Raw genomic sequence first — 13,192 nt, forward strand, 5'->3', positions numbered from 1 at the left:
TATTACTTTGTTTTTTTAGTTTTTTGGGTAATATTTATTTGCTTAAAGCATTTGATCGTATCTAATTTTACTTCTTGAATTACAGTCGCATTTCCATCTAAATAATGAAGTCCCTGGCAATAACTTAAAAAATCATTGTATTTTTCTTCATTGATTACCACTACCACATCCGACAAATTATTACATATATATTTATTCTTTATGTAATTAACCTGCTCTTTATACGCTCTGGTATCTCTTGCACTTAGATTGGCAATAATTTGTAATCGCCTTTTTATATCATTTAATACAATACTTGAAGAGTCCACAATTACTGGTTCTTTGAATGGCTCATACAATTGAAAAATTTCTATTTCTCTTGTAATCGGATATCTAGTTTTTTCCGTTTCTAATTTTACAGTATAAATACCAGGCTTATTAAAAACATAAATCGCTTGTTTTTCATAAGAATCAATAGTTCCTGTTTCACCAAATTCCCAATACCAATTATTAGAGCTTGGAGAATATCCTGTAAAGACAATTTCTTCTCCTACATAACCAAATTCCTCACAGAATATTTTGGGAATAGAATCTTTAGCAGTCATCGCTCGTCCATTAACAATATTAATTTGCTTCGAAAAATCAAACTTATCATCAATCCTTAATGTTACTAAATACTTACCTGATTTTTCATAGGTATATTCTACATTCTTCTTACTTACAATTGAATCTCCATTACCAAAATACCAAACGGCTTTTTTATCAGAGATTAAAGTACTATCATTTATTTTAAACGATAATTTTTCATTTAATTCATATTGATGATTATCATTAGCATCTACTATTGAAAAATCAAGATTGCTTAACTTTTTATTAAAAGGAAATAATAATGCGACTATAATTAAAATTACCGCAATGCTAAGCAAAAGGATAACTACTGTTTTATTTTTAACGTTCATTTTTAAAATTTGCTTTACACTCGTTAAGACTTCTTACAATAAGGGTATCATTTTTTTTGACGGTACTTTCTTCCAGATTTATTTCTAAAAAAACGTTCAATAAATTCCCGCCTATCAAGCAGAAATTATATGACGAATGAAACTCATTGTCCTTATACAATTGCTTATATTCTGATATGTTCCTTTTTACTTCATCTATTCGTTGTACCTGATTAATATCATACTTTATAGTATCAATTGTTTTGAAAATTACTTTTGATTTATTAGCATAATCAACTTTAATTTTCTGCATTTTTTCATAGTCATTAATTCTATTGAGCATATCTGTATTATTAAAATTGGGTGTTTTTAATAAAAATTTGGTAACACCGATATATATAACACAAGCACTAATGATAAATATTAAATTGAATTTTATTTTTTTCCAATATGTTTCATCCAATTCTATTGCCTTTTTCATAATTATGGATTATTTTTTTTTATTTTCCTGATTGTGTTTGTCAATACACTTTTCTAACTGAACTTTATTGATATTATAACCTGTCTCAACTTCTTTTAATACATCAATTTTAGTTTGTATACGCTGAAGCTCTACCAAAAACTCTTCGTATAAACCAAAAGAATTTGCTAGATTGGTCTTAGATTTTTGGATTTCATTATTAATTGCAAATCGCTTTTCATTAATTAAAGATTGAAGATTTTTACGTTCGTTCAATGTTCTATCTTTGAATCTTAAATCGTTAATTTCAATTAATATTTCATCAAGAAGTAAGTTCATTTCACCTTGTTTTACAGCAATATCATTGTAGTATTTATTTTTTTGCTCTAATTCGGCAACTCCTTTATTTGCAGTTATTAATGTAACATACAAACAACAAAAAATAAAAGCAAATGTTATTACAAACATGGTGTAAAACTTACGCTTCTCGGTGTTTATTTTAGTATAATTAAGTGGTTTCATCGTTTTGTTTTTAATCTAGTATCGACCATGTATTACTTCTTTGTGGAGCTGTTTTGGTTTCTTCACTAATTACAATATTTTCTTTTCTAACTCCGATATATTCTAACTCGCTTAATTTTTGCCATAAGCGTTTTAAAACACCCAAAAATTGATTCAGTTTTTCTAGTGTTTGTGTAATATCGTTATGATCGTAAACTGCACTTTTTGCTTCAAACAATACACTTAACAATTCTGATGGTTTAACATCAATCCATTCATAATAATACTGCAATAAAACTTCTTTCTCTTTGTCATCCATTAAAGTTAAAGAAGAAAGAAGGTGATTTGCTAAAACAATTATTTTATCGAACATATACACTGGAGACTCCTCTGAAGCAATATTTTTAAGATAAAAACAGTGCTCCGCATAATAATCAATTATTTTAGTACATAAACTAAATGTGTTAGATACTAACCTATTATTAGTTGAACTCTGCACATTCTTTTTATGAATTTTAATTGAAAAATCATTCAACAGATATAATTCGTTATTTACTTTTGAAAGAAATTGTTTTAAAAATTCATTGCTTTTTGCTTTTACAACTGGAGCTATATATTTATCATCTACAACAAATGTCCCGTTTTGGAATGCAATTTTTTTGACAATTAAAAAGTAACCTTCTAAAAAATTATCATTTACTTCTTTTTTATTAATAATATGTAATTTTATCTCTGGAAGTGCATGTGGGTGATGCAACGGAATTATCTCTGGATCTGGAATACCTACTGGAACTAAGTTATAAGGGTTTATAGATACAATAACATAATAATGCTCAAAAGAATTTCTATCTAAATCATTTGCTTTAATACTTACTTCAGGAAGTTTTGTCCCATAGATATCCTGATTAAAAGAAATTAAATGCCCATTCTTAGCAATCAATTCGCATTTTTTTAAATAGACAACTAATTGCCCTCCTTCAATTTTTATATCAATATCTATTGATTTTCCACCAACTGTCTGGATACAGCCATAATTAAAATCATTTAACTGCACTTTATTATAATCACTAACAATTGTTATAAAATTGAAATAATTATTAATAAAATGGTCTTTAGTAAGTTTTACTCCATCTGTCCAATTAATTGGTAAATGTATGTTTGATTTCATAATTGCTTAAATTATTTTATTCGAGTATTAGTTAGTTTGCTAGTTTTTTTATTTTTAAAATTGATATGAGATTAAAAGAAAATAGTTTGTCTTTGTTACTCTTCAGTTTCATTTTCATTTCTATTTAAAGCCACTCTTTTTGCGAAAATGATCTGCTTGTTTTTTAGTTTACTCTCAGAAATAGTCTGATTAGGACTTAGGTTTCTGATAAACAATGGGAAACTAAAATATTTTGCTGTATAGAAAATCCAACCTGTATCTTCATTCTCTGCACTTGATTCGATAGCATCATTTGGGAATCTATAATTTTGATCTTCTATAAATTTATCAAACCAATTGCCCAGGTTAACATCTTGCGCGATTTTTACATCAAACTTTGAGAAAATATCCGAATTGACTTTTTTCTTTATATTTATAGATACCTGCATTAAACGGAACTTATCAATGTTGTCCCAATACTCAATATCTTTACGCTCTTTCCCAACTCTCCAATATTCATAAAATGGATCTGGAATTTGCAAATACTTTTTCTTTGATTCTTCAAAAAATATTGGTGCAAATAACCATAGAATATTAAGCAGACTTATATGCGCATAACTTGATATTGCGATATAGTTAAATACCAAATAGTATATCCAAGAGGATAAAATCGCTACAATTAAAAACAAGAAGAATTTTCCTGGAGCACTATTTTGAACTCCTATATTTTGAAACATAGCTGTATCCATAAAATATAATAATCCGACTCCAAGTATTAAATAGTAAAAAACCGAAAATAATAAGCCTAACCAAATAAACTCATTATTAAAAAAAGCAAATAAAGATGGTAAAGCTGCTATAAGCGAAAAGCACAAAACAAATATTATAGCCGATTTAGTTTTGATCTTTATACTCGAAAATTGACTCATTACAAGAGTTATAATCAATATCAAAAGCGGTGCTAATAGGTATTTTAAAAAAAATGGAAGTATTGTATTCATCTGAATGTTTTCTCTTTTATTATCGTTTAAAAATTATAAAATGGTATTAATGCCTAAATAGTTTTCGTTTAACTTTATTCCCAATTGATAGTTATTAAAAAATACAATATCAATTTTCCTGTTACTAATAATAAAATACTCTAATATTTTGCGAGTAAGTATCATCTTGCGTTCTAATATAGAATAGTCAATATTTCCTTCAAAATACAGAGCAACTTCTACATCATCTATCTCACTTTCAACAGATCCACAAAGTCCTAAATTAAACCCTAAGATACCATTGCTAAGTTTTAAAAAGGGTGATATTGTAAAGACATGTTTTTTGTATTTTAGCTTTACCACATTCCCCAAAAGCATTTCTAAAACTTTTTCTAGTTCTGGAAGATTTTCTTTTAGTTTTTCTGATTCGCACAAATAAATAAACAAGTTTCTTTTTTGATTTTTAGTCAATTCAAATTCGATAGCCACTAATTCGTCGACTATTTTTAAAAACAAATCTATTTTATCATTAAATAAATGGAGGCTTCTTATAGTAAAATCTGTATGAGCAGAAAAAATCTCATTATCAAAAGGCATAAAAAAATCTAAAGCTTCATTTTCAGTTTCCTTATTTTCTTTTACAGCCTCTACAATTTCTTTGTTAGACATTGTTGGATTACTTACCGACAATGGATGAAAAAGTAACTCGGGCAAATTATGATAAACACTGTTTTTTGCCAGATGCAAAACAAGTGCTTCTTTTGTAAGCCGTGCTCCTTCTTGATATAACATGGAAGAAATATCAATTGCGTCCCTAGAATTATTTCTTTTTGAAAGCCCTCTATGTCTAACAAAAACTTCTGCTTCGTCCTCTAGAAGATTTTGTAATTCATAAAAAAGGACCTCTCCTCTTAAATTAAAATTGACTTGTTGTTTTAAAACAGTAATATCTTGTTCCATAACTTATTTCTTTTCCCAAATAAACTCATCATCTTTTATATCCAAAACAATAGTTTCATTTTCAAGAATAGCTTCTGATATAATTAATTTTGAGATAGTTTTTTTCAAATATGTTCGCACTGTTCCTGCAATAGGTCTGGCTCCATATTTTTTAGAAAATCCTTTATTTGTTAAATACTCTAAGGCAGCGTCTGATATGTCAAATGAAATATTCTTAATGCTTATTAATTGCTCTTGTAAACGGCTTAGATGTAATTTAAAAATGGCTTTTGCAATTTCAATATTTATAGGTGCAAAGGGAACAACTTCTGTCAAACGTCCCAGAAATTCAGGTCTGAAATGAGTGCTCATGATATCAATTAATTGATTAGAAGTTGGCAAATGACCACTTTCTATCTGTTCCTGAATCCACTGACTGCCTATGTTTGATGTAAAAATGATAATAGCATTAGAGAAATCTCCTTCTCGTCCTAATTTATCATGTACTTTACCTTCATCCATGATCTGTAAAAAAACATCATAAACAGAAGCATGTGCTTTTTCAATTTCATCAAAAAGCACAACTGAATAAGGTTTCTGTCTAATTTTATTGACTAGCATACCTCCTTCTTCATACCCCACATATCCTGGAGGAGCACCATATAATAAAGCAGCTGAATGTTCTTCTTTAAATTCCGACATATCAAATCGGATCATAGCGTTTTCATCATCAAACAGTAACTCAGCCAATGTTTTCGTTAATTCAGTTTTACCAGTTCCTGTTGGTCCTAAAAAGAAAAATGACCCTATAGGCTGCTTAGGATTGCTTAAACCACTTCTCGATTCTATAATAGCTTCCGAAAGTGTTTTTATAGCATGTGATTGCCCTTTTACTCTTTCTTGTAATTTATCCTCAATTGTTAGAAGCTTTTCTTTTTCTCCTGCGCTTATTTTTCCTAAAGGAATTCCTGTTGCATTAGAAACAACAGCTAAAATTTCAGATTTTGTAACAGTAGCTATCTTTTCTTTTGCAATAGCCTCAATATTGATTGATAACTTCTCTATATCTCCATAAGTAACCACTTCATTTTTGACACTTTTTGAATTCTCGACAACTTCGATTTTACTCGTTACAATACAGCTTATTCGATTGTATATTTCCTTTTTTAGCAAACTAATTTTTGATTCATCATCAGGATCGCATTCTTTAATTTGCTCTTTTATTCTTATAATTTCAACTAATGAATTTGCATTTGAAACAATCACTGAAGAAGCTGTCCTGTCTAATAAATCAATAGCTCCATAGGGTAATTTTTTTTCTTTATAAAATCGTTTAGATAAATGAATTGCTTCTTTTAAAACTTCATTTTCAATCTCAATCTTATAATGTTTTTCTAGTTTATCTTTATAAATATCAAGACATTCAAGCAATAAAGAATAGTCTAATTCTTCTATGAAAATATTTTCAAATTTTCCGTTGATAGTAGTTCCTTCAATAGATTTTCTATAAGAATCAGAATCGATTGTAGCAATAATATTAATGCTTCCTTCGGTTAATTGTGTATTTATGATATTAATTACTGCATTCGATTTTGAGTTCGAAGAATTTAATAATACCTGTATATCATCAATGAAAAGTATACTCTTTCCGTTTTTAGCTAATTTTTCAAAAATTTCAATTAGCTTTTTTGAAATTTCATTTTCACTTCCACAATTTGCTACTAGTTTGGATGAATTTAAAGATAGTACTAGGGTTTCTTCAAAAAAATTGGGATCTGTTTCATGCAAATGATAGATGAGATTTTTTATGATACTTGTCTTGCCTATTCCTGACTCACCTATCAGTAAAATACCTTGATTTTCATACCGTTCTATATTCTCAAGAATTAATCTTACTTCCTTATTTCTTCCAATAATACTACTACCTTCTTCAATAATATTTTTTTTATATAATGAATCACAATAGTTAATATCGATAGTTTCCTGCTCTTCTCCATCATCAACCAGACTAAAGCTTTTTTGAGTATTTCGCAATCCAAAATGTTTCAAAAGCTCTTTGTCACTTAAATTTAATCCATCAATTTGTTTGTCACTATAAACCAATCCTGGCTTAATAATGGCAATAAAAACACAAAATGCATCAATGTAATCTACTCCCAACCTGATTTTATTGAAATTTGATTCTGAAAAAACATGCTCGATTTCAGTATCTGCTATAATGATATTTCCATTATTTTGAACAGAAGTATATACTTCCTTTCTCACATCAAACCATTCTTTTATATATTCTATGTCTTTTGATAGTGTTCTTAGTACCTCTACCAATCCTGTTGGCTCAAATAATAATGCGTAAGCCAAATGAGCAACCCCATAAGTACTATGCCCGTCTTGGATAGCTAATGATTTAGCAGATTTAATAGCAGATAATAAGCTTGGACTATAATCTAATTCATTCATAAGTTTAGTTAATTGTTATTTGAAATGGAATATTCATGACAGATTGTTTTTCTAAAGTTTCCTTTAAGAACAAACCTATTTTTTGCTTATTTTCTGCTTGTACTGCATATTTATCTTGCAAAATAACTTCTACATCAATAGTCCTAAAAACTCCCTTTTTTCTTTCTTCGCTAATACCTACTCCATCTGTTATTAATACATCTTTAGTAACATTTCTTAAATGAAAGTGTACTGCTGATTTTATATCTTGCTTGGTAACCAACCTTTCTTTGGACAAAAATCCATATCGTAGATTAATTAGTTTTTCAATTTTGTTATTTCTATAAATTCCTCCAAATGAACTAGTTTCAAAAACAGTAGAATCTTGAGCTAACTCTGATAAAACAGTTTGTTTTAAAATAGTACCCTTTTTTAAATTATTAGCTATCTGTCCATTTGATGTCCAATACGAGCAATAAATAATTTTAGATTTATTCGTTTCATGAATTAAAGCATACACTTCCTCTTCATCATTTACTTGACTATAACTACTACTGATTTTATTTTCGATTATGTTAATTTCCTCATTAATTTTAGTCATCGTAGCATCAATATAATCTGCATTAATATTTGAAAAAGCACTGATATCTTCTCTTAACGCCCGTACTAATTTTTTAAGGAAAAACTTAGCATTTCGGGAATCGTAATTTTCTAATCCACCATAAAAAAGAGTAAATGTATTTGTAGCAAGAATATGAGGCTGTTTTATACCATTGATGAATTCAATATTTTTTTCATTAAAAACTTTCATCACATCAAGAAAATGTGTATTCGCCTCAGCTTTCATCGGAAAAAGACGTCCTTCTATTTGAGCATTATGAACCCTATGATTTAATTTTCTGTTAACAACTGGAAAAGTGTTTATTTTTATTTGGATCTTATCCAATTCTTCTTTAGAGAAAATCTCAGGAAATATAAATTCTAACCAAATCAAGCCTGAATTTTTTTTGCTCGATTTTAATGCTTCTTTATCAATTGCAAATTTGTCTAGAATAGATTCATACACTAGATTTTCAGAATCTAGTTTTAATTTGTAAATAAAATTTCGATAGAAAGCTTTTATCGTTTCTGTATAGTGCTTATTATCTTGAACTTCCTCAAAATTTTCATTTTCGATTTCAAGAATGTTTCCTTTAGAATCTTTTACAGTTACATATTTTAAAAATGTATCTAATGATGAATTCTCTGTTATCAATGTGAATTTCAAAAAATTCAATTTTTCTAGATTCTCTTTAGTAGCATCTAATCCAACCCATACACTATGATCTGCAACCTTATGTTCTGAAGGTAAATGCGACACATTTTTTAAAGAATCGATCAAAAATGAATTATACATTTGAAAACTAATCTCGCCTTCAATAATGTTTTCATTGGTAAAAGGAGTAAAATGAATATCAAAATCGGTATTAGTGACCATACTTGATTTTACCACAAATTCAGTATCTGCATTTAATATTACAATACCTTTAGTAGCAACTGTACTTGCTAAAGTATGAGCTGGCATAGGAAGATTCCATTGACTTGGTACAATTTCTTGAGCAATACGCTGGATAATTTTATTATCAGATTCTACTCCCTCCTGATACAAATAATAAATTTCATACACAAAAACCTCTAACATCATCATCACCAAAGGATCTGCCATATGGATATCTTCAATCCCCCAGATTTCTAAACATTTTTTCTGTATTCTGTTTTTAATTTCAATAAACTTGACGTCTTTCATATTTAATATTATTGAGAAATTGGGCTTATATTCAATTTTGTATGAAAATTAAATGGAATTAAACTTTCTATGATGGAACCTTTAACAACTATAATTGCTTTTCTTCTTATACTTGAACTTAACTCCTTGTCATCAATTTCATCTAAAGAAATAGTAACTTCTCCTAGAATTAATCTTTTTTCAAATTCAGTAATAGATTCAAATAATGATTTTCTGACTAAATCTTCCCAGTCTCTTTTCTTGATATGTTGATTAAATTCTAAATCCCAAATAATAGTTCCGTAGCTTGGTGTCTCTGGAATCTCTCCAAAAGCGGTTGTAATTATCATCATAATATTGTAAGCTATCGATTCTTCTATCTTACAAAAATTCTCTTGCGAACCATGCAGTAAAGACTTGAAATCTATGGGATATTTAAGATATTTCATATTAAAAAAAGATTACATTTACTTTGGTAAAAATTAGGCCTACAAAACTTCCTTTGTATAAAAATTACAAAAATGAAAATAAAATACTTACAAATCACTATTTTTTACAAGTTATTTTTTATTAATTTTACAAAATTAACTAAAAATCTATAAAATTATGAGCATGTTCAATTATGGCATTGGTGGTAATGAAGTAAAAATTGATGCCAATGAATCAATTTTAGAAATTCCTTCAAACAGAACCTTGTTGATTCAAAAACTTACAAATGAGCAACCCGTAGGACCCGAGGCAGTATATGATTTACAAACAGTAGAAGCTGTCTTTGAAAACTTCAAACCGAATGTAGATTTCGAATTTACTACTGAAGATGGCTCCGATTTGAGTGAATCAATGACTTTTAAAAACCTAGGAGATTTCGGAGCAAAATCGATTAGAGAAAATAGTCCTTTTTTAAATAAATTAAACACAGAGAAAGAACAAGCTTACAAAATTATAAGACAACTCTCAAGCAATAGAGGTCTAATAAAAGCTATTCAGGATCCTGCAGTTAAGGATGCAATTATAGAATTGCTTGAAAATGCAAAAAAAGAAATCAATAATAATAAACAATAAACATGGCTATCCAAACTAAAGAACAAAAAAGTCAAGGTTCATCGAACGAACAATTGTTACAAGAATCTCCAAGTAGCAAAATAAACTTGTTAAACGAATACGGAGGTTTTGCCTTTTTAGAAAACGTAATTGATGGATTATCAAACTTAAACCCTACTAGAAAAGCAAGGAAAAACATTTTTCTTCATGATGCTCAATGGGAAAGTGAGAGAACAAATCTTACTAACAAAATTGAATTGTGGTTGGATTTATTAAAAGACAATAATTCAGTTGAATCGATGATTGAAGTTGCTAATGCAAAAGCTACATCTGCAGATTCTACACTAAATAAAAATTTAAAATATGCTTTAAATGTTTCAAGAGAATTAGAAACATCATACAGAAGTGTAGCTTTATTTTATAAAAATACGGAAAGTGACAAAATTAAGAACGTAACTATCTTAAATGCAGATATTTCACAATTGAAAGATTTAGATAACACGCTGTTTTTTGATTATGTTTCTAATGAATTAAAACAAAATTTTGATAGATTAGATTTAAGAAAAAACTACTCTATTCTTTCTGTACCAGGTTATTTGGGTTCAAATGCAGTTTTAGATAAATGGTCTAAGATAGCTCATGAGAACAAATCTGTTTTATTAACTGATTTTCAAGATCTTGAAACACCAGATGACGTTATAGATATTTTCTTTAACGCTAATCATACTGGAGGGGATATTTATAAATCAAATACCATCATGACTTGTAACTATTTGTTAGGAAGAAGTAAATATGATGAAGTAGGCGAAGAAGAAAATTTATATATTCCACCATCTACTTCATTAGCTGGTAAAATATACAAAACTTTGATGTCTCAAGTTGTTGCAGGTAAAAAGTTTGGTGGTCTTAATGAAGTAGAAAGTGTTCGTTTTGATTTGAAAAAAAGTGAAATTTCTGAACTTGAGAAAATGGGGCTAGTACCAATGGTTAATGAATATAGCAAAATCATGGCTTTCTCTGCAAAAACATTATTTAACGGAGATAACTTAGGTTTACAAACCTATTCGGTAGTTAGAGTATTTGACCACATTACAAAAGTACTTTTTGATTTCCTAAACAGAAGAGCTTTTGAGAACTGGACTACTAGAACAGAAGCAGATCTAAGAAGTCAAATCATTAAGTTTTTGGATGGAATTAAAGGTCCAACTAACCTTATTGAGAAATTTACTGTAATGAAAATTGAGCAAGATAAAACTCAAAAAGATAGAATATTGTTAGACATTCACATTACACCTTATTTTCCAGCTAAAAGTTTTGTAATTCAATTAGACGGGCATAAAGGAGATGGTCCAGAAGAAGCTGTTTGGCATAGTGATTACAAACAAGTTTAATATAATCCTAGCTTAATTTTTACCACGAAAAAGTTTAAATTTTTTGGAGGTGCTGAAAAGCACCTTTTTTAAAGTATCAGTAAATAAAACCGATTAAATAAGACTTAGGCTTTATTTGATTACATTTTATTTACGGAAATTACAATGGCTTATAATAGCTAAAAGGTGCAAAAACAATGTGTTTAAGCACCTTTTTAGCTAATTTTTATTTTCTTATCTGAGCATTTATAAATATAAATACAAAGTCGGATCAAGAACAAATCTTGAGGAGGAAGTGTCAAAATAAAATAAGAGATTTGCAATCTAATAATTTATCATGCTCCCTATGAGCTTTTGAAATTTATGCTTCCTGATTTTTTAGTAGAACACTTTAAAGTTGTTTCGTCTACAAATACAGAAGAAATATTACACCTACACTTTGAAGAGAATTCCAAACCTCTAGCGGAGTTTAATGGCCTTCAGTTAGTATCAAAGTGCTTTCAAGATGAGATTACTATTAAGGACTTTGCTCTAAGAGACAAGCTTGTGTATCTGCACATCAAAAGACGTCCCTGGACTAATAAAGACACAGGTGAGATCGTTAAAAGAGATTGGAATTTAGTTACTAAGGGAAGCCACATGCCTCAAGAGTTTGCATTTTTTTTTAAAGAAATTAATAGATATGACTGCTATTGATTGTCGAACCATCGGAAGCTTGCTTGGAGTCAATAGGAAGAAACCACAGAGGCAATATAAAAAAACTAAATCCTTTTAATACATGGACTCAACGTTAATATGATCATCAGTGAAATTTGTACCCTGAAAATATGGGTACTTATTTATCAATTGATGAAGTAGTTTTGTCTCAAGGAGAGCTTCTTACTATTGTTACTAATAAGGAAGCCAGAGACAAAAATGGTTGCTCAGTTGCTATTCTTGTCAGAACAAAGGCTGATCAGGTTATTGAACATATCTGATAAATTGATTACAAAAAAAAAAAATTGTGTCCAAGAGATAACACTTGACATAGCCAATTCCTTGAAATTGATTTCCAAAAGATGTTTTCCAAAAGTCGTGCAGGTTACCGATAGATTTCATGTTCAAAAATTAGCTCTAGATGCATTACAGGAGCTTAGAATCAAATATCGTTGGAAAACTATGGATGCTTAGGATAGATTGATATTATAATCGAAAATAGAGAGCTAAACCTATATTCCAGAGCTTTTGTCTAGTGCAGACTCTGTAAAACAGTTGTTAGCCAGAAGTAGATGTATTCTTTATAAATCTAGTAAAAAATGGATTGAGAGACAAAATAAAAGAGCTCAGATCTTATTTTAGCCTATATCCTGATATAAAAACAACTCATAGACTAGTACAGCACCTTCGTGGGATTTATAACAACAAACTCATTGCTATGACCAAACTAGCACATTAATATAGGGATGTAGAAGAATCAGGTTTTAAGAACTTTAATATCCTACTTAATACTAACGTTTAATTACTAGTCAATCTTAAACTATTTTGATAATAGAAGTACTAATGACTAATGCTTCAGCGGAATCTTTTAACGCTAAAGTAAAAGCGTTTAGACGTCAATTTAAAAGAGTACGAAAAGTGATTTCTTCTTATTCAGATT

Annotated in this window: 12 protein-coding genes; 3 read left to right on the top strand and 9 right to left on the bottom strand. The window is 28.9% G+C overall.

Translation table 11 applies throughout. From position 1 onward, the window contains the following. Nucleotides 1-2 precede the first annotated feature (2 nt). The 9 genes from EAG11_RS09645 to EAG11_RS09685 all read right to left on the bottom strand — a co-directional run bounded on the left by EAG11_RS09645 (nucleotide 3) and on the right by EAG11_RS09685 (nucleotide 9,594). Nucleotides 3-938: a PKD domain-containing protein gene (locus tag EAG11_RS09645; protein WP_129539004.1), complete on the bottom strand. Its 936-nt coding sequence runs from the start codon at nucleotides 936-938 to the stop codon at nucleotides 3-5. Further along, entirely contained in the window at nucleotides 928-1,398 is a 471-nt protein-coding gene (tssO, locus tag EAG11_RS09650; RefSeq protein WP_129539005.1) for a type VI secretion system TssO, read from the bottom strand. The genes EAG11_RS09645 and tssO overlap by 11 nt, the downstream gene beginning before the upstream one ends. A gap of 9 nt (nucleotides 1,399-1,407) precedes the next feature. Further along, on the bottom strand, nucleotides 1,408-1,899 hold the full coding sequence (locus EAG11_RS09655) for a hypothetical protein (RefSeq protein WP_129539006.1): 492 nt from the start codon (nucleotides 1,897-1,899) through the stop codon (nucleotides 1,408-1,410). A 10-nt stretch (nucleotides 1,900-1,909) separates the two neighbouring features. Next, entirely contained in the window at nucleotides 1,910-3,046 is a 1,137-nt protein-coding gene (locus EAG11_RS09660) for a hypothetical protein (protein ID WP_129539007.1), read from the bottom strand. 95 nt (nucleotides 3,047-3,141) lie between these two features. After that, nucleotides 3,142-4,026, bottom strand: coding sequence for a TssN family type VI secretion system protein (locus EAG11_RS09665; RefSeq protein WP_164998689.1), 885 nt, complete (start codon nucleotides 4,024-4,026; stop codon nucleotides 3,142-3,144). Between the two features lie 33 nt (nucleotides 4,027-4,059). After that, nucleotides 4,060-4,965 (bottom strand): hypothetical protein, encoded by a 906-nt coding sequence (locus tag EAG11_RS09670; RefSeq protein ID WP_129539008.1) that lies wholly within the window; start codon nucleotides 4,963-4,965, stop codon nucleotides 4,060-4,062. A 3-nt stretch (nucleotides 4,966-4,968) separates the two neighbouring features. Then, nucleotides 4,969-7,401, bottom strand: a complete 2,433-nt coding sequence (locus EAG11_RS09675) for an AAA family ATPase (RefSeq protein WP_129539009.1) — start codon at nucleotides 7,399-7,401, stop codon at nucleotides 4,969-4,971. Between the two features lie 4 nt (nucleotides 7,402-7,405). Continuing rightward, nucleotides 7,406-9,166 carry a hypothetical protein gene (locus tag EAG11_RS09680; protein WP_129539010.1) on the bottom strand — a complete coding sequence of 587 codons (1,761 nt, stop codon included), beginning with the start codon at nucleotides 9,164-9,166 and terminating at the stop codon, nucleotides 7,406-7,408. An 8-nt stretch (nucleotides 9,167-9,174) separates the two neighbouring features. Beyond that, nucleotides 9,175-9,594 carry a GPW/gp25 family protein gene (locus tag EAG11_RS09685; protein ID WP_129539011.1) on the bottom strand — a complete coding sequence of 140 codons (420 nt, stop codon included), beginning with the start codon at nucleotides 9,592-9,594 and terminating at the stop codon, nucleotides 9,175-9,177. 157 nt (nucleotides 9,595-9,751) lie between these two features. Here EAG11_RS09685 and EAG11_RS09690 point away from each other — a divergent pair, with 157 nt between their 5' ends. From EAG11_RS09690 to EAG11_RS22275, 3 genes are all read left to right on the top strand, one after another. Further along, nucleotides 9,752-10,207 carry a type VI secretion system contractile sheath small subunit gene (locus tag EAG11_RS09690; protein ID WP_129539012.1) on the top strand — a complete coding sequence of 152 codons (456 nt, stop codon included), beginning with the start codon at nucleotides 9,752-9,754 and terminating at the stop codon, nucleotides 10,205-10,207. Between the two features lie 2 nt (nucleotides 10,208-10,209). Then, entirely contained in the window at nucleotides 10,210-11,577 is a 1,368-nt protein-coding gene (locus EAG11_RS09695; RefSeq protein WP_129539013.1) for a DUF5458 family protein, read from the top strand. An 894-nt stretch (nucleotides 11,578-12,471) separates the two neighbouring features. Next, complete coding sequence (locus EAG11_RS22275; RefSeq protein WP_242499328.1) at nucleotides 12,472-12,726, top strand: transposase; 255 nt, start codon at nucleotides 12,472-12,474, stop codon at nucleotides 12,724-12,726. Nucleotides 12,727-13,192 lie beyond the last annotated feature (466 nt).

It is taken from the genome of Flavobacterium sp. 140616W15 (assembly GCF_003668995.1).
In the GTDB taxonomy this organism is placed as follows: Bacteria; Bacteroidota; Bacteroidia; order Flavobacteriales; family Flavobacteriaceae; genus Flavobacterium.